16 protein-coding genes are annotated in these 17,357 nt (G+C 52.6%); 1 reads left to right on the top strand and 15 read right to left on the bottom strand.

Annotation, left to right across the window (positions count from 1 at the left end; genetic code table 11):
- Window positions 1-258: 258 nt before the first annotated feature.
- The 3 genes from WFK81_RS03100 to WFK81_RS03110 form a co-directional block, all read right to left on the bottom strand.
- A complete protein-coding gene (locus WFK81_RS03100) occupies window positions 259-414 on the bottom strand; it encodes a hypothetical protein (protein WP_336784975.1) in 156 nt (51 codons plus the stop codon).
- A 567-nt stretch (window positions 415-981) separates the two neighbouring features.
- Window positions 982-1,980 carry an aldose 1-epimerase gene (locus WFK81_RS03105; RefSeq protein WP_336784976.1) on the bottom strand — a complete coding sequence of 333 codons (999 nt, stop codon included), beginning with the start codon at window positions 1,978-1,980 and terminating at the stop codon, window positions 982-984.
- A 31-nt stretch (window positions 1,981-2,011) separates the two neighbouring features.
- Entirely contained in the window at window positions 2,012-3,889 is a 1,878-nt protein-coding gene (locus tag WFK81_RS03110) for a beta-L-arabinofuranosidase domain-containing protein (protein WP_336784977.1), read from the bottom strand.
- Between the two features lie 178 nt (window positions 3,890-4,067).
- On the opposite strand from WFK81_RS03110, the gene WFK81_RS03115 reads away from it, so the two are divergent.
- Window positions 4,068-4,946 carry a helix-turn-helix transcriptional regulator gene (locus WFK81_RS03115; RefSeq protein WP_336784978.1) on the top strand — a complete coding sequence of 293 codons (879 nt, stop codon included), beginning with the start codon at window positions 4,068-4,070 and terminating at the stop codon, window positions 4,944-4,946.
- Here WFK81_RS03115 and WFK81_RS03120 read toward each other — a convergent pair.
- The 12 genes from WFK81_RS03120 to WFK81_RS03175 form a co-directional block, all read right to left on the bottom strand.
- Window positions 4,939-5,997, bottom strand: a complete 1,059-nt coding sequence (locus tag WFK81_RS03120; protein ID WP_336784979.1) for a glycoside hydrolase family 76 protein — start codon at window positions 5,995-5,997, stop codon at window positions 4,939-4,941. The genes WFK81_RS03115 and WFK81_RS03120 overlap by 8 nt on opposite strands.
- Window positions 5,997-7,061: a glycoside hydrolase family 76 protein gene (locus WFK81_RS03125; protein WP_336785473.1), complete on the bottom strand. Its 1,065-nt coding sequence runs from the start codon at window positions 7,059-7,061 to the stop codon at window positions 5,997-5,999. Before WFK81_RS03125 ends, WFK81_RS03120 begins: the two co-directional genes overlap by 1 nt.
- A 27-nt stretch (window positions 7,062-7,088) precedes the next feature.
- Complete coding sequence (locus tag WFK81_RS03130) at window positions 7,089-8,246, bottom strand: glycoside hydrolase family 76 protein (protein WP_336784980.1); 1,158 nt, start codon at window positions 8,244-8,246, stop codon at window positions 7,089-7,091.
- 5 nt (window positions 8,247-8,251) lie between these two features.
- A complete protein-coding gene (locus WFK81_RS03135; RefSeq protein ID WP_336784981.1) occupies window positions 8,252-9,175 on the bottom strand; it encodes a carbohydrate ABC transporter permease in 924 nt (307 codons plus the stop codon).
- Between the two features lie 12 nt (window positions 9,176-9,187).
- Window positions 9,188-10,075 carry a carbohydrate ABC transporter permease gene (locus WFK81_RS03140; RefSeq protein WP_336784982.1) on the bottom strand — a complete coding sequence of 296 codons (888 nt, stop codon included), beginning with the start codon at window positions 10,073-10,075 and terminating at the stop codon, window positions 9,188-9,190.
- Window positions 10,076-10,182: 107 nt separating this feature from the next.
- Window positions 10,183-11,529 carry an ABC transporter substrate-binding protein gene (locus WFK81_RS03145; RefSeq protein ID WP_336784983.1) on the bottom strand — a complete coding sequence of 449 codons (1,347 nt, stop codon included), beginning with the start codon at window positions 11,527-11,529 and terminating at the stop codon, window positions 10,183-10,185.
- Window positions 11,530-11,611: 82 nt separating this feature from the next.
- A complete protein-coding gene (locus WFK81_RS03150; protein WP_336784984.1) occupies window positions 11,612-12,907 on the bottom strand; it encodes a glycoside hydrolase family 125 protein in 1,296 nt (431 codons plus the stop codon).
- A gap of 192 nt (window positions 12,908-13,099) precedes the next feature.
- Window positions 13,100-13,618, bottom strand: a complete 519-nt coding sequence (locus WFK81_RS03155) for a CBO0543 family protein (RefSeq protein ID WP_336784985.1) — start codon at window positions 13,616-13,618, stop codon at window positions 13,100-13,102.
- Window positions 13,619-13,646: 28 nt separating this feature from the next.
- Entirely contained in the window at window positions 13,647-14,201 is a 555-nt protein-coding gene (locus WFK81_RS03160) for a CBO0543 family protein (RefSeq protein WP_336784986.1), read from the bottom strand.
- A 133-nt stretch (window positions 14,202-14,334) separates the two neighbouring features.
- A complete protein-coding gene (locus WFK81_RS03165; RefSeq protein ID WP_336784987.1) occupies window positions 14,335-15,486 on the bottom strand; it encodes a GntR family transcriptional regulator in 1,152 nt (383 codons plus the stop codon).
- A gap of 169 nt (window positions 15,487-15,655) precedes the next feature.
- Window positions 15,656-16,354, bottom strand: coding sequence for an SDR family oxidoreductase (locus WFK81_RS03170; RefSeq protein WP_336784988.1), 699 nt, complete (start codon window positions 16,352-16,354; stop codon window positions 15,656-15,658).
- Between the two features lie 82 nt (window positions 16,355-16,436).
- Entirely contained in the window at window positions 16,437-17,267 is an 831-nt protein-coding gene (locus WFK81_RS03175; protein WP_336784989.1) for an AraC family transcriptional regulator, read from the bottom strand.
- Window positions 17,268-17,357 lie beyond the last annotated feature (90 nt).

Raw genomic sequence — 17,357 nt, forward strand, 5'->3', positions numbered from 1 at the left:
CTCTCCACATGCCATACACATTTTTGCTTGCGGTGTGCGCAACGGCTTACTGCATTGGGGGCAGGGTTTCCCGTATATGGAGATTCTATGGTGCATGATGGCATTGTCACCACGAGCTTAAAGGATTCATTAATAGGACTGTCGATCCAAACACTGCTTCTCGACATTCTATATTTTCGCACACGGTCAAAACATTTTTTAGAGATTGCATTTTCATAGCAGTACCACCCGGGAAGATTAATGTCCATAACCGTACTTCTATTCCATCTTGTCTCTATTCGTTTGAATATGGAGCAGAGCATCAAGCTTCTCTATAATCAGCTTCTCATTCTCCAATTGCTTCTTCATCTTCCCGTCAATATTAAGCACGGCCAGCAGAATAATAACGAATGCAATGATCAAAAAAATCCCCATAACATTTCCTCCACCATCGATTGCTAGTTTTTGTAAATATTATCCTTATTCGTATGAAAGTTTTAACGCATAAGGATCGCCGAAGTTGCGCATTGCCACGCTAACGAAACTACAGAGCCTTAGAATGCGAAAAACATCCTCTCGCCAGTTTTAACGAAACTATATATCGCTATTTGGCACTTTGACGGTCAAATTGCACCAATACACCGTCAATAACGATATGTAGTTTCGTTAGAATTACAAAGTCCTCGTTTTGGAGCGAATAGCGTTATGTAGTTTCGTTAGCAGTCAGACGGATCAGGTTATTCGGCAATAGGAGAGTCGACGACAGGCGAGTCTGCGATAGGAGAGTCGACGAGAGGAGAGTCGACGACAGGTTATTCGGCAATAGACGAGTAAGCGAACGGTCGAGCAACGTGAAGGCGAACAAGTGTGCAGAAATCGGCAACCAGACGATCACGGGGTTGGGCGATTAAGCGAGCAGCCTGACATACGCAGACAAAAAAAGCTGCCCCTCATCATCCCACGGATGACGAGAGGCAGCCCCTCGCGCTTACGCTATTAGCCTTAGCCCTTTATAACATAAAGCCGGCTGGATTCCTCGAAAATCTCTCCCGCAGCCAAGCTGAGAAGGCCGATTTCATCGGCCGGCAGATCCACATTGGGAGCGTTCACCAGGTTAATCTGCGGCTCTGGGCAGAAGAAGCCTTCCGTCGCGTTGTTATTCCAGATCATCCACTGCTTGTAGGAGGTGCCTACATCATAAACAAGCTTGATGCCCGCTTTTGTATCGGTCAGCTCCATCCGGTTGCGTCCGTTCTGCGGGCGAGCCGTATAGTGGTTATCCATCGCTTCGAAGAACGGATATACGCCGCTGTCGCGCATAAGCTGCTCTTCTTCCTTCAGAACCTGATACTGCTTCGTTGGCAGCATCCGCTCGTTCAGCTCCCAACGCTCGCCAAGCGTCATATGGATGCGGTAATCCTTAGCCTCTCCGCCCGGCACGAACGGCGCGTTCACCGACGTATGGAAAGCGAGCAGGCAAGGCATTACCTCTTCGCCGTCATTGCGGACCGTAACCTGCTGCAGCAGGCCATTCTCGCTTAATGAATAACGGAGGCGGATCGTATAGTTGAACGGGAAGCTCGCATAGGAAGGATGGTTCTCATTGACCTGAACCGATACGACCACATAGCTCTCCGTTTTGTTAACGCCGAAATCTTCTACCTGCCATGGCGTCTGATAAAGAAAACCGTGAAGATGGTTGCCCGTAGCCGGTTCATTGACTTCAAATTGATGAACTTTCCCCTCCCACGGGAATTTGCCGTCCTCATAGCGGTTCGGCGGGAACAACACGGGAATGCCATGGATCATCGGTCTTGCCTTGAAGCTCTCCATCTCCTCGGGCGTTGGTTCATGCAGGAAGCGGTATTCCTTTTCCACATCCCGAAAAGCAATCAGGTTGCCGCCAATCTCAGGAAGAAGAGCAGCCTCAAATTGGCCGTAACGCAGCCAAATCGCGCGTTCGCCGTGAAATAATCCTTCGTTTGCTTGATTTACCGTCATTCTTCTTACACCTCGTCTGTTAGTTTCCTTCTTATCGCGTTCTCGCTGTCTTACGTTCGCCGATTAACGGGAATTCGCCTATCCGAAGCTTTGCTCCCCCATACGGAACAAGCACAAGCTCGGTGATCGGCTGATCATCTGTATTCGGTGCGATTGGCGGAGTTCCTGCATTATTGCCCTCCATTTTCCAATCCGGCACCAGCTGACCCAACACCCCGAGCTTAACAGGAGACTCTAAAGCCAGGAAAGGCTGGTACGGAATTTCCTCGCTGCTCGTGACCACTTTGAATGTCGTATCCGCAAGCAAGCCGTATTTCCAAGGGGAAGCCGGATACAGCTCATAATCATGGAACCGTTCGCGCTTCCGCAGAAGCTGCCAGCTCTCTTCCACGGGAAGGGCATACACAAGAGGGCCGCGTTCCACGCTTACGGCATACAAATTGCGGGAGACGGTTTTCGGCTCCATCGGCAGCGACAGCTCAATGCGGTCCCCCGTCTGCCATTCGCGGTGAATGGCCGCATAACCTTGCTTGATTTCAAGCGCAGCGGCGGTGCCATTTACTGTAATGACCGGCGCTTCGCACCAGCCCGGAATACGCAGCCTTAACGCAAAGCTGGCCGGACGCTCCAGCTGAAGCTCTACCTTTACCCGCTCCCGGAACGGATACTCCCCGGATACGCGAAGCTCGGCCTTCACGCCGCCCGCGACATCCGTACGGACAAAACAAGGAGCATAAGAAGCGGCAGCTAGTCCGCCCTCATTATCATTCATCCACAAATGGGAAACCAGCTTAGGCCAGCCCTGGTGCATGTTAGCCGTGCAGCAGCCGAAATTCGGCTCCAGGCCAAAGACGTTGGCATAAGGACCGTTGCTCCAGGCACGCGGAGCTACGTTGCAAATAATCTGATTTACCTGCTGATCGTATTGATGGGAAGTCCAATCTGCCGAAATGGCGGCAGGCAAAGCGTTAAAGGCTACCTTTTCCAATACGTCGGCAAATTTGCCGTCCCCGAAAATCCGCGTCAGCTGCTCCAGCGTGAACATGTATTCCACTACCGCGCATAATTCCACGCCTTGGCTTGGATGCGTGCCCGACAGCCATTCGTCGCCGGAGAACATGCCATGCGCCTGACCGTGATAAGTCATCAGGCTTTCGATTCCGCGGTACACCGCCTCCAGCTCATGGCTGTCCTCGGTCAGCTCGTAGAGCACGCCCGGCGTCTTGAGTCCCATCGCCACATTAACGACATGCGTTCTCCAATCCCACTGCTCAACCTTCCGCCAGAACGGAAAATCGTAAAAGATATCGGTCCAATCCGTTGTCTGCTCCTTCACGATGGAAGCCAGCTTCAGCAGTTCTTCCTTGCCGGTGCGCTTATACAGCCAGATGAGGCAGAGAAGCAGCTCCGCTCCGCGCGCTTTGGCCCATCCCTGCAGCGGCTGCTCCTCAATCTTCCCGGCTACGTAATCCGCGAATTTCGTCAGGAACGGAATAACCCGCGCATCGCCGGTCGCTTCCTCGTATTGCGTAAAGACCTTGAGCATGATCATGTAATGCCACCAATCCTGCTCCTTGCTTACGTCATTATTGACCGTCTCGATTCGCGCCGGCCCGAACATGCCGCTCTTCTGCTGGCTGTTCAGCGCCCATTCCACCCATCGGTTTGCCTTTGCGATCAATGTCTCATCGTTCAAAATATACGCAAGCGGCAGCAAGCCGTCCAAATAATACGGACCGCGCTCCCAGCTTTCGCCGTTGCCGCCAATCCATCCGTTATCCGGGCCAACGTCCGGCCAATGCTCCTCCAGATGTCCCGTTAATCCGTCCGCCTGAATCCGAAGCTGGTTGTACAGCCACCCCTCCGCTTGAATGCTGCCGAGCGGCAAAGCCTCAAAGATACTTTTCATGGTTAAGCTCCCTCCCATTCGTCTGCTTCGAATATACCATTAGACCGGCCTCGGGCTGGATAGACAATCGCAACTACTAATTGTCCGATTACAACTTAATAGATTCGGAGGTAAGTTTACGAAGCTCCCGTAATTACTTATACTGGACTCATTCCTGTTCAATCGGAGGATTCTGATAATGTTTCATTTTGAATGTCCGCCTATGCCCCACTTTGTTCAAATCGGGGAAGACACGTACCAGCCGGGCAGAAAGCATCCCGACCGCAGCAGCATCGGCGTATTCGACCTTCTGTTTGTGACCAGAGGATGTCTGTACCTGGCGGAGGAGGAGAACGAACTCACCTTGCCAGCCGGTCATTTCGGCATTTTGCGTCCGGACCTGGACCATCATACCGCCATCCCTTGCAGGGAAGAGACTCATTTCTACTGGCTGCATTTCCAGACGACCGGACAGTGGCATCCCGAGCCTTACGACAAAGAGCCCTTGCCGCCTGAGCAAGAGCCTCTTTATCCGCCTATCGAATACTTCTCCTTCTATCTGCCGCGCTCCGGCCCGGTCCAAAGCCTCGGAAGAGCAGAAGAGTTGTTCCGCGAGCTTCTTCACCTGTATGAGAATCCGGCCGGAAACTCCCGCTGGCAGGAGCAGCAGCTGTTCCACGCGATTCTCCTTAAGCTTCAGGAGGACAGCAAAGAAGAGACAACGCAAAGCTCCCATCTGCAGCTGGCCGAGGATGCAGCCCTCTATTTGCGCAAGCATTACCGCGACCCGCTGAGCTATAAGCGGATGGCGGAGGAGCTGCATTTTCACGCCAACTATATCGCCTTGTGCATGAAAAGAACGTTTGGCTGCACGCCGCTTGATTATGTGACCCAATACCGGATCGAACAGGCTAAAAGACTGCTTATTCATACGAACGATCCTGTTGGCGCAATTGCCGAGGATACCGGCTTTGGCTCCTTCCCGTATTTCGTTCGCTGCTTCCACAAACGTACCGGCAAGACGCCAAAGCAGTTCCGGATGCTGTACCGCCAGAGCAAGCCGCCTGCTTCTATCTAGGCGCGAGGAAGCCGTCTCTCTCCAGCTCCGCCATCGCCTCAAGAAGCATCAGGCCGCTTAGCTGGCCGCTTAGCTGAACTACCGGCTCCGGCTCTCCTGCCCAGGATAAGCTGAACAAGCCGGCTTCCGAGCGTCCCCGCTCCCATAAGGAGCCCGCATTATGCCGGATCAAATTAACCCATGGCAGCGACAAATCAGGCTGAATACGGATGAGGTTAACCAGATAACGGATCAGAATGCCTTTGAACAGGCCGCAGTCGTCGTTCCCCTCGCGCGGCAACATGCCCGTCTCCGGATCAACCAGCTCCTGGACGGTTGCCCCTGCCGTTCTCTGTGCATCAACGAGATAGCTTTCATCCCCCGTGCAGTGGTACAGCTCTATGCCGGCTCCGATAAAGACGCCCTGGCAATACGTATATTTCCAATCGTAATCGATCTTGCCGTCGCCCAGCCGGTTCATGCCGTCCCAGACAAAGCCGGTCTTCGGATCAACAAGCCGTTCCTTATTGAATTGGTAGATCCGCTTCGCCCATTCCAAGTCTTCTTCGCGGCGGTCCAACTGATAGAGGCGCGCAGCCAGAATGGAGGCCGGGGCATTCGCAGGCGTGTTTTTGTAGTCCAGCTGATCCTTCTTCCAAGCCATGCCGCCGCCCATATGATCGTTCCACGCCGTCTTGATATCTTCCCACAGCTCATGTGCGCCTTCCTTGTAGAACGACTTCCCCGTCGCACTATAGGCTCTCAGCAGCGCAAGCGCCATCCATTCCATATCATCGTAGTAGTTATGAAGCAGCGTATCGCCGTTCCATTTCTTTGCCCCGCGGAATGCCCGCTCCAGCAGAATCTCATCCTCTTCCGACTTTGTGCGCTCCAGGGAATCTACCAATACGTCTACCACATGCGCATGCCACCAATAAATCCAATGGTCATTGCAAGTGCCGTTGCAAGGCACCACCTGATCCATTACGCCGCGCTCTTTATTCCAGAACAGACGGCGAAAATCCTCCTGCGCGATTGCCGCGCGTTCTGCCCATTTTCCCTGTGCCGCCATCAGGACTGTACCTCCTCGGTTTGTGCCGTGCTTGTCAAACCGCGCTTCTCCAGCACAGCCAGCTGCTCCAGCAGCATAATGCCGCTAAGCTGCGTGCTTAACGTAACGCGCTCCTCCGGCTGAACGCTCCAGAAGGTACTGAACACCTTGCGCGCCGGATCGGCGCCACGCGTCCAGAGAGCCTGGCCCTGCTGCTCCAGCAGCGCCGACAGCTCTGCCCGCTCCTCCGATACGGAAGCCAGCTCGCCCAGATAGCGGATCAGAATGCCTTTGAACAAGCCGCCGTCTCCATCGCCTTCGTCCGGCCATAGACCGCCCTGAAGCAGCTCGTCAGCAGCTGCCTTCGCCGTACGATCCGCGTCCCGCAAATAAGCCGAGTCGCCCGTAATCCGGTACAGCTCTACCGCCGCGCCAATGTAGACGCCTTGGCAGTAAGTAAATTTCCAGTCCTTATCAATCGACCCGTCGCCGGTCCGGTTCATGCCGTCCCAGACAAAACCGCTCTCCGGATCCACGAGGCTTGCCTTCAGCCAATTGAAGATCTTGTGAGCCCACGCCAGATCCTCTTCCCGGCCAAACGCCTGATACAATCTTGCCGCCAAAATCACGGCAGGGGCGTTGGCAGGGGTATTCTTGTAATCGAGCTGCGGCTTCTGCCAAGCGATTCCGCCGCCCGCATGCTCATTCCATCCGGTTTGGATATCCTCCCACAAGAGAAGGGCCGCTCCTTTATATTTTTCTTCGCCCGTCGCTTGATAAGCCCGCAGCCAAGCGATGGCCATCCATTCCATGTCGTCGTACAGTTCATTTGGCCACGCGCCGCCGTTGCGGTTAAGGATCCCCTCATGGAACGCAGCCAGCCGCTCCCGGTAGAAGTCGCTTCCCGTCCGGTTCAGTCCATCCGCCAATGCATCCACCGCATGCGCCATCCACCAGTAATGAAAAATCGTATTGCAAGCGCCGTCGGGGCACGGAATTTCGATATCGTACATATTAATCGAAGGGTTCCAATATAACTGCTCCAATGCCTGCTGCGCTTCTTCCGCTCTTGCTGCCCACACCATTGCTCTCACTCTCCCCGTATCCTCTGCCTACTGTAATTGTCCGTTTTTCTCCAATACGGCCATCTGCTCGAGCAGCATCATTCCGCTTAGTTCCGTGCTTAACTGCACGACGCCAGCCGGCGCTTCGGCCCATGAATTGCTGAATACCGCTTTGTCTTCCGCTTTGCCGTATTGCCATAAGCTGTTCGCGTTGGTCTGAAGCATGTCAATCCATTCTTTACGCTCCGGTCCATCCGGATCAGCGGCGATCAGTTCTCCCAAATAACGGATTAATACGCCTTTGAACAAGCCTCCGTCGCCGTCGCCTTCCGATGGAAGCATGCCGGTTGCCGGAGACAGGAACGCTTCCTTCAAATGAGCCGCCGTCCGGCGGGCATCCACCAGATAAGCCTTATCCTCCGTTGCCCTGAACAACTCCACGCCGGCCCCGATATAGACGCCTTGGCCATACGTGAAAATCCATTCCTTGTCGATATTGCCGTCGCCCGTCCGGTTGATTCCGTCCCATACGAGACCGGTATCCGGATCCACAAGCGTCTCTTTTTGCCAGTCGTAAATCTTTTTCGCCCAGGCCAAATCTTCCCCGTTATGGAAATGCCCGTACAGCTGTGCCGCCAAAATAGCCGCAGGAGCATTCGCCGGCGTATTCTTGTAATCGGTCTGCTCCTTGCGCCAAGCGATGCCGCCGCCCATTTCCTCGTTCCAGCCGCCTTTAATCTCTTCCCACAGTTCAAGCGCTGCCTTCTTATACTTCTCGTCCTTGGTAGCGTCATAGGCTCTCAGCCAGGCTAGCGCCATCCATTCCATATCATCGTAATAATCGTTGATCATCACGCCGGCATTGCGGTCAAGCAGACCTTGATACAGCTTGGCGATTTGCTCCGCGTACCGTTCATCGCCGCTGCGCTCATAGCCGTCGACCAGCACATCCACCGCATGCGCCAGCCACCAATAGTTAAACGGATCGGAGCATAGCTGAGCGATACATGGTGCGGCATTGTTGTAAAGCCCTCGCTTGTCGTCCCAGAAGGACTTTGTCAACTCAAGCTGCGCTTCTTCTGCCCGCTCCTGCCAAATGACGGAGGTTGCTGCCGTTTTATCCTTCCAGATCAATGACCAGACCAACGCGATGACGATAACTGCCGCAGCGCCGGCCAGCCATAAATACCGCTTGTTACGATTCAATGCGATCAGCCTTTCGTTCCCGTAAAGGCAATGCCCTGTACGAAATACTTCTGAAGCAGAAGGAACAAGACGAGAATCGGCAGGATCGCGATCAGCGCACCGGCCATCATGGGACCGAAATCGGTCTGATGGTTGAACGAGAACGCCTGCAGTCCCATCTGTATCGTTGCTTTTGCCGGATCATTCAAGACGATCATCGGCCACAGGAAGCTGTTCCAGCCCGCCTGGAAGGTAAAGATCGAAAGGGTTGCAAGCGCCGGCTTCGTCAGCGGCAAATAAATATTCCAGAAAATCCGGAACTCTCCGGCACCTTCGATCCGCGCCATCTCCATCATGTCGGAAGGCAGCGTCAGGAAGAACTGCCGCATGAAGAAGACCGCAAACGATCCGGACGCACCCGGCAGAATAATTCCCCAGAAGGAGTTCAGGAAGCCGTTACCCCCTGCCCCAAGGATGTCATTGCCGCCAATCAGCGGGAAATGCTTCAATACGTAGAAGCTTGGAATCATCGTTACGATGCCGGGAATCATCATCGCCGCCAGCAGGATGCGGAACAGCGGTTTATTCAGCTTGAAGTTCAGCTTGGCAAAGGCGTAGCCGCTGATAGACCCAAAGAACAGGTTGCATAATACGCCCGCTGCGGCCAGGATAAAGGAGTTTGCGAAATAACCGGCAAACGGCACGGTCGTAAACGCCGACCGGTAATGCTCTAACGTAAGCGTGGACGGAATCCACTTGATCGGCACCGAGAAGATCTCGTTGCTTGGTTTAAACGAAGTAATCAGACTCCAGAAAAACGGCAGAAACATGGCTGCCGCTATAACTATCGCAACCGCGTAGAACAACACGCCGACCAGAACCCTTTTGAGAGTATAAGAAGGCGGCTTGGGTGCGCGTACTGCAATGGATTTGACAATAGGCTGTGCCATTTGCGTGCCTCCTTACACAATCGGTTCCTCGGATTTATTGATGCGCATGTTAATGAAGGAAAAGATCAGAATCGCCACGGCCAGCACAAACGCTTGGGCGGAAGCATAACCCATCTTGAGCTGGTTGAAGCCCTGGTTATAAATGAGATATACCGGAGTTTTCGTCACGTTGCCCGGACCGCCCTGCGTCAAGACAAAGGCCTGGTCGAACAACTGCAGCGCCCCGATAATCGCCATCGTGCTGACAAGGAAGGTTGTTGGCCGAAGCTGCGGCCACGTAATATAGCGGAAACGCGCAAAAGCCGTCGCTCCGTCCAGCTTGGCGGATTCGTACAAGTAATCCGGTACGCCTTGCAGGCCGGCGATATAAATGATCATATTGGAGCCGACCGACTGCCACAACGTCACCATAATAATGGAGAACATCGCCGTCTCGGTCTGAGCGAGCCAAGCCGGACCGGTAATGCCCACGTAGTTAAGCAGGTTGTTCACCAGGCCGAACTCCGGATGGAGCAGCCAGATCCAGACGGTGGACGCCGCAACGGCGGAGGTTAAGGTCGGAAGATAATTCAACGTACGGAATAGCTTGACGCCGAACCGCTTGAAGTTCAGAAGCATGGCAAGCAATAAGGAAATGATGATGTTGAGCGGCACGAAAATAACGGAATAGAAGAATACGTTCTTAAACGTCGTCCAGAACAGATCATCCTCAAGCAGCTTCTTGTAGTTGTCGAGCTTAACGAATTCCATCCGGCTGACCACATCGTAGTTCGTAAAGCTTAAGTAGAGCGCCATGACGACCGGAATAATGGTAAAAGCGAAAAACAGCAGCATCGTTGGCGTAATAAACAGGTAGGCCATGCGGGCCTGATGCTGATTCAGCTTGCCCATTGAAGACATCAGCACTCCTCCCTCCTTCGTAGTAAATCCCGTTTGGCCTGCCGGAATAGATAAAGGGAGGTCTCCCTCCCTTTATCAACCGGTCGGTTCCACCGGGAGACCTTCAATTATTTCACGTCTTCGTTGTCCGCGAGCTGCTGGTCTCCCCGCTGCTGCGCTTTCTTGAGCGTATCCTCCGCGTTTTGCTTCTTCTGCTGGTACAGCTGCAGGTTAGGAATAAGCGCTTCGGTCTCCATGACGGAGTAGCCAGGGTGAGCCGGACGAGTCTTCGCGAATTCGAGCGTATCGAGGAATGGCTGCCAGAGCGGATCTTCCTTGAAGAACGGATCGTCAAGCGCCGGCTTGTAGCCAGGAATGTTCAAGCTTGTTTTCGCCCATAGAAGCGCGTTGTCTTTGTTTGCCGTCCACCACTTGATGAATTCCCACGCCGCTTCCTGATTTTTCGAGGCTTCCGGAATAACGAGGCCAAAGCCTCCCATCACGCCGCCTTTGTCTCCGTTAGGCCCTGCAGGAGGAGGCACAACCCCGAAGTCCAGATCCTTGCCGTATTTCTTGTACGTGCTCAGCATCCAAGGACCGTTGTAAGTCATCGCTACCTTGCCGGTTGCGAAAGCGTCGGTTCCTTCGCCAAGGCCTTGCTCGAAGCCAACCTTATACACTTTGTCCTGGTTCAGCATGCGGTCCCAGAACGCAAGCACGGACAAGCCTTTTTCGTTGTTGAAGTTCGTTTTCTTGCCATCGTCGGTCAGCATCGAGCCGCCTGCCTGTTGAAGATACATATTAAAAAGTCCGTTGTCGGCAAGCGAGAAGCCTGCTACTTCAAGCTTGCTTCCGTTCCATTTGGTTGTCTTGATCGCCGCCTGCTCAAGCTCATCCCAAGTTGTAGGCGGCTGCGTTACGCCTGCGTCGGCCAGAAGTTTTTTGTTATAGAAAAGCGCGCGGGCGTCAACGGTTAAAGGAAGGCCGTACAGCTTGTCGCCATAAGACAATTCTTTCAGCGCTTCGCCGTAGAAATCGTCCTTGTTCAAGCCGTCTTTCGTCATGAAATCATCGATCGGGTGAAGCACGTTTTTCGGCGCGTACAGCGGCGTACGCCATCTGTCCCAGAGCAGCACGTCAGGTGCGCCGCCGGATGTGGCGGCCGTCAGGAACTTCGTAATCAGATCCTGCTGCAGCACATATTTTACGTGAACCTTGTCCTGCGACTTGTTGAAAGCATCAACCATTGTCTGGAATTGCTTCTGTCCGTCACCGGCCCAGTCGCCCCAGAACGTCAGCTCTACGGCTTTGCCGCCGCCGGAGTTGCTTGAAGCGTTATCCGCCTGCCCGTTGCTGCTTGCATTCGCGTTGCTGCTCTCCGAGCTGTTGCCGTTGCTGCTTGTCGTTGTTTTTGCGCAGCCGGCTGCTGTTGCTACTACCGTGACCAAGGCGATCATCGTGATCCATTTTTTCACTTTTCATGCCTCCCTTTTTTAGTAACAAACCATATATTTCGAAGAAAGCCGCCGCTAGGCGTTGCTCTCCATGAAACCGCTTTTATTTCGTTTGTACTCGAATCCCGCAATAATCAAGCAGAAGCTCGCTGAACATCATGTTGGCCCACGAGAACCATGGACGGCTGAACTGATACGGATCATCCGCATGAAACCCTTCGTGCATAAAGCCGGTTCCAGCCGTTGTGGCTTCCATCAGGCTGAGCAGTCTTTCCTTCTCGGAACGGTCATTCGTTGTCAGGCCCTGCATCGCCAGAGCGATGTGCCAGATGTAACGGTCCGGGGTATGCGGACTGCCGATTCCGGCTGCCGCTTCGCCTTCGAAGTAATACGGATTGCTGCTGCTTAGCACAAAATCGCGCGTATTGCGGTAGATCGGATCCTCCTGCGAGGTATAGCCGAGATAGGGAATCGACAGAAGACTTGGCACGTTTGCGTCATCCATAAAATTGTAATGGCCTAATCCGTCGGTTTCATATGCGTAAATTTTTCCGAATTTCGGATGGTTGGTGATACCGTAGGCTTGGATACCTTGATGAAGCTCCCCACCAAGCTTATCCGCTCTTGCCGCAAGCTCCCGATCGCCAAGCACCTCTTCCGCGATCTCCTTCAAATAGTTCAGCACGACAACCGCAAACATATTAGCCGGCACAAGGTAACCGTATGTACAAGCATCGTCGCTTGGGCGGAAGCCGCTCCATGTCATGCCGGTATAAGCAGTCTCCGTGCCCTTGCCTTCGCGCAGCAGCGTATCCGTTGGCGCGCAGTTAAAGCGCTGGAACCGGTAAGGCGATGCGCTCTCATGCTGCTGCTCCGTTGCCCAGAGATGCAAAATCGCATCCGCGGCTTGGCGGAAGGTATCGCCAAATTGCGAGGTTCTGCCGGTGTTCTTCCAGAGCAGGTAGCTGAGCTGCAGCGGGTAGCAAAGCGAATCGATCTCGTATTTGCGCTCCCAGATGGAAGGCCCCATATCGGTCAGATCGTCTTGATGCCCTTTGCCGGTTGGCCCATTGTTAAAGGCATTCGCATAAGGATCAAGCAGGATCGAATCCATTTGCCTCAGGACGAGACCTTCAATCAGATCGGCGAGCTCGGCATCCTCCGACGCCAGCACCAGGAACGGACGAAGCTGCGCGGCGGAATCGCGAAGCCACATAGCTGGTATATCGCCTGTTATAACAAATGTCGTGCCGTCCGGCATGCGCTGGATCGTAGTTTGCAGCGTATTGTGAATGGCCTTCTCGAATATCGCTGCCCAATTGGGATGATCCGCCGTCTTTTCCTTGATACGCTCCACTAGCCGCGTTAAGGATGCGGGAATTTCTGTCGATTGCGTCATCAGTTTTGCGCCTCCTCGTTTCCTTTGAACGCTTTTTATAAAACGCTTTCATTTGATATTGCTATTATATTGGCATATATATGGTATGTCAATATATAATTTTTAAAAAGGTTATACCAACCTTTATACTAATCAACCGGGACTGCAGACGCAAAAAAGAGCCTCCAGACCGGAGGCTCTTCGACATAGCAATCAATTTCGTTGTTCAACGGGAACGTTAACCGGGATCTTGAAATACCAGACATAGAATGCGCAGAGAACAAACGTGATTCCGTAGGCGACAAGCGGTCTCCTATGAAAGATCCACAGCAAAGGGAACATAGTGAAGTCAAAAAAGATAGACCAGCCAAGACTCCAACCGTACTGGTAGACAATCCGGTCCGTCAGCATAAAGAACCACTCCACCCCTACGTAAACCCCGATATACCTTGCGTAATGGCCGATGATTTTGTTAGGCCGGTCAGGGTAATTCGAGATAAACATTAACGCCGTAGCGGGGAAAATGACAAAGGTGTATACCATTTCGGTCAAGCTGTGGTTAGGAAAAAAGTCCGGCTTCAGCTTCCACAGGAAGTGGCCGGCCGTCAAAAAATTATAAAGCAGGTTCCCAATGACAATAAACATCATGGTGTGATGATATCTTTGCCAATGCCGCCAGTCCCCGTATCTCCACGCTGCGATTACGGTAATAACCCCCAGAATCAAATGCACATCGATTGCCCCTCTTTATAGGTCGAGCTCAGGCCAGCTCTTGGAATTTTTGTCGGCGACTAAAGTAGTGAGCCAATAAATAGAGACCAAACTGGATCGGAACGGAATACGTGTGGTGCCATTTCATTGGTTGATATATGCCAAGCCACTGGAAAAAGGGCTCTGCAGCATAAGAGGTTATTAAGGCAAATACCAGCGCTTTTAAGTAAGGGCTGCCTTCAGGCTTTAACTGTAATAAAAACATGATGCCCACAGGCATTAAGGTGACATCCCAAGGGAAATAAGTCGGAATAAGCGGGATGACGTTAAACCTGTAATGCCACAATCCGTATTGGTCACCCAATACATCCAGCATAAGTGCCAGGATTGTGCTCAGAAAGCCAGCATATAAGATGCGGTCCGTGCTTTGCTTGTTTCGCAGCAGGATCCATAATATCCAAGGCGCAACGCTCAGAATAACACCCAGCCACCAGAGACCCGAGAAGACCACATAGTCGGACCAGATCTGCATTTTTTGATCAAGCAGTTCTTCGATCTTATAATAATTTTCATCAATGAGATCAGCGACTTTCTCTTTATCCACGATTCTCCATCACCCCCTGTTAAAATATTGTGCTCCAACCTTATTTTGTTATTCGCCGCTTTTAACGTGTCCGCCATGAAAAAGGGCAAACAAAAAAAAGCCTCCGCAAAAGAGGCTTTCATCTATTCTAATATTAGGATTTGGCCGGACCTGTCGAGTCGCTGACAACAAGCGAAGCGTCCAGCAAAATTTTATTCGGTACCGATTGCCCGCCCCAAAGCTTAAGCACGTTCTCGAAAGCAACACGCCCCATCTCATGCTGATTTTGGCTCAGATGCGTAAACGGGTAACGTCCGTTGGTCTCCGGACAGTCAAAGCATATAATCGAATAGTCCTTTGGCACGGACTTGCCCATTTGCTGCACCGCCTGGTAGGCAATCTGCCCGATATTGAATTCCGTCGCAAACAGCGCCGTAATCTGCGGATGCTTGTTCAGATGGCTGATCAGCTTCTGAATATCCTCCTTCTTGTTCTCCTCCGTATTATGCTTCGGAAGCGTAGACGTAATATTCTCCACCCAGATTTCCCGGTCAACCACAATCCCTTTCTCGGCATGGGCTTGAATAAATCCTTCGATCCGTTCTTCGATAGCGGTTGTATCTACCGGCGGCGGCGTCAGAAATGCAATCGATTTATGTCCAAGCTCAAACAAATGGTTTGTCCCGTCCTTGGCGGCGCCTACATTGTCCGTGGCAATGGAGCTGGCGGAAATTCCCTTCAAATGGCGGTCGACAAGCACAAACGGGAATTGGTTAATGACCAGCTTCAAGATTTCGGCATTAAAATATTCGCCCTGCGCCGGGAAAATAATAAGTCCGTCCACGCCAAGCTCCAGCAGTCCCTTGATCGCTTCCTCTTCAAGGGAAGGCATGCCAAACGTACGCCGGAGAACCAGGTAACAATTATGCTCGCGGGATGCTTCCTCCATGCCGTATATAAGCCCGTTGCCGTAGCTGTCCGCAAAGTCGGTAATCACAAGGCCAATCAGCAGCCTGCCGTCTTCCTTGCGCATCTTCTGGGCCGGAGTTCCGGCTGCCGCCTGCTGCTTCGGCTGCGGTGCAGGCTGATCCGATACAAAAGAGCCGCGCCCCGGCTGCCGGATAATGTAGCCCTCGTTAGCCAGGAGCTCCAGCGCTTTCTTGCTCGTAATTCGGCTTACATTGTATTCGTCGCCAAGCTCCTTCTCCGAAGGAACCCGGTCGCCCGGTACGTATTTCTTCTCCATAATGTCTTCTCGGAGCGCTTCGAAAATCCGTTCATACATCGGCTTCGATGATTCGTTCATCCTGTTCGTTCCCCCGTCTTCCCTCTGACAAGTGTTTATTATATAACAATATATCATGATATATATTATTTGCCAAGCTGAATTGACATATCAACTGCAAAATAACGACAACGCGAAGAGCCTGTACCCCGGTCGGGATACAGGCTTTCTCAATAAAATACTTACGTTGTTAGATCGGCATTTCCTTGCCCGTATAATCCACAAAATTGAACTTGCCCTGCGGCACGAGCTGCCCTTCGATCATATCGAGAATTCCCTTCGCGCTTTGGCGCGGATCGGTAGGCGCATTTTCCCCGCCCATGTCCGTCTTCATCCAGCCCGGATGCACGCTAAGCACTTGAATGCCCCGCTCCTTCACGGCTGACAGAAGCTGCTGCGTGAACATATTGAGCGCCGTCTTCGAGATGCCGTACGGGTAATCTCCCGGATAAGCATTCGAGATGCTGCCCGCTTCGGAGGAAATATTGATAATGGCTCCGCGCTTCTCCGTTACGAGAGGAAGGAAATGCTTCACGACACGCATAGGTCCAAACAGATTAATATCGAAGGTTCTCGCGACTTCCTCGATATTCAAGTCCTCAATCGGCGTATTGCGTTCTACGAGGATGGCGGCGTTATTGACGATTGCGCCAATCGCTTTTCCTTGCTGCCGCAACGTCCCTGCTAACGAGGCCACTCCCGCTTCATCCGCAACATCCAGCTGCACAAGCTCCAGCTGCCCGCCGTATTGAGCGGCAAGTTCAGCAAGCTTGCCTTGCGCAGCGGTATCTCGCACGCCTGCAAGAACATGATGCCCGCGCTCCAGCGCTTCGGCAGTTATTTCTGCGCCAAGTCCGCGGCCGGCACCCGTAATAAGGATATTAAACATAAAAATCCCTCCTTAATCTTCCATTACTCTTACTATAACATATAAAAAAAACATATTGCCCTATCGTTTTCCTTTCGAAGCTTTAACCGTTGAATTGCCGATATTCGGTCGGACTCTGCCCGGTTTCCTTGCGGAAAAACTTGGCGAAATGGTTCGTTTCCTTAAAGCCGGTCTGCAAGGCGATGTCCTTGACGCTGTGACTCGTCGTCGACAGCAGGATTTTGGCCTTGTCCACGCGCTTCATGCTGACATACTTAAGAGGTGACAAGCCAAAATGCTTCTTGAAATACGCGATAAAATAATTGGGATGCAGGTGGGCCGCCTTGGCCATGTCTTCGACCTTGAGATTGCCGTCCATATGGCTGTCGATGTAGGCTTGAATGATTTGAAGCCGCTTCATGTCCTCAGAACGGTGCTGCAAAATGTTGATGGGCACATGCTCCAAATACCGGGATATAATCTCGAGCATGATCGACTTCTCCCGCAGCTTGGCGATGAAATTCTTGTTGGCATGCAGGCTGCCCAGCAGCTTGAACAGCTCGGCCATCTCTTCTCTGTCCGCTACCGGAACGGACAGCGGCACGCCGATCCATTGAAACAGGTCAAACGGACCAATGGCAGCCGAGAAATGACACCAGTATTTATGGAATGGCTGCCGATTCTTCAACGTCGCGTACGATTGCCGTGTATGGGCAGGGAGCAGACATAGATCCCCTGGCGACGGCGTCAGCTCCGTGCCTCCGACTTTCAGCCAGCCTTCACCCTCTAGAATGAAATACAGCTTATTGTATTCGGGCACATAGTCGAAATCGTTCCAATCATGGGTCACCAGCGTTTTTCGCGCTTCCAGCACGTCGATTTGAAGTCCGTGCAATAGGTCGGTTAAAGCGCCATGCTCTCTTCTATTTGTCATGTGAAATCTCCAGTTCAGCTTCGTGCGGCTTTAGGCCGCGTTTTCTTCATCATAGTCGATTTTCCGGCAGCAGGGAACGAAGACCTTAGT

Source organism: Paenibacillus sp. MMO-177 (assembly GCF_037147795.1).
GTDB lineage: Bacteria > Bacillota > Bacilli > Paenibacillales > Paenibacillaceae > Pristimantibacillus.

Bases quoted from the DNA above. Each gene is read 5' to 3' on its own strand.
- WFK81_RS03100 (WP_336784975.1), bottom strand. From the start codon at position 414: ATGGGGATTTTTTTGATCATTGCATTCGTTATTATTCTGCTGGCCGTG.
- WFK81_RS03105 (WP_336784976.1), bottom strand. From the start codon at position 1,980: ATGACGGTAAATCAAGCAAACGAAGGATTATTTCACGGCGAACGCGCG.
- WFK81_RS03110 (WP_336784977.1), bottom strand. From the start codon at position 3,889: ATGAAAAGTATCTTTGAGGCTTTGCCGCTCGGCAGCATTCAAGCGGAG.
- WFK81_RS03115 (WP_336784978.1), top strand. From the start codon at position 4,068: ATGTTTCATTTTGAATGTCCGCCTATGCCCCACTTTGTTCAAATCGGG.
- WFK81_RS03120 (WP_336784979.1), bottom strand. From the start codon at position 5,997: ATGGCGGCACAGGGAAAATGGGCAGAACGCGCGGCAATCGCGCAGGAG.
- WFK81_RS03125 (WP_336785473.1), bottom strand. From the start codon at position 7,061: ATGGTGTGGGCAGCAAGAGCGGAAGAAGCGCAGCAGGCATTGGAGCAG.
- WFK81_RS03135 (WP_336784981.1), bottom strand. From the start codon at position 9,175: ATGGCACAGCCTATTGTCAAATCCATTGCAGTACGCGCACCCAAGCCG.
- WFK81_RS03140 (WP_336784982.1), bottom strand. From the start codon at position 10,075: ATGTCTTCAATGGGCAAGCTGAATCAGCATCAGGCCCGCATGGCCTAC.
- WFK81_RS03150 (WP_336784984.1), bottom strand. From the start codon at position 12,907: ATGACGCAATCGACAGAAATTCCCGCATCCTTAACGCGGCTAGTGGAG.
- WFK81_RS03165 (WP_336784987.1), bottom strand. From the start codon at position 15,486: ATGAACGAATCATCGAAGCCGATGTATGAACGGATTTTCGAAGCGCTC.
- WFK81_RS03170 (WP_336784988.1), bottom strand. From the start codon at position 16,354: ATGTTTAATATCCTTATTACGGGTGCCGGCCGCGGACTTGGCGCAGAA.
- WFK81_RS03175 (WP_336784989.1), bottom strand. From the start codon at position 17,267: ATGACAAATAGAAGAGAGCATGGCGCTTTAACCGACCTATTGCACGGA.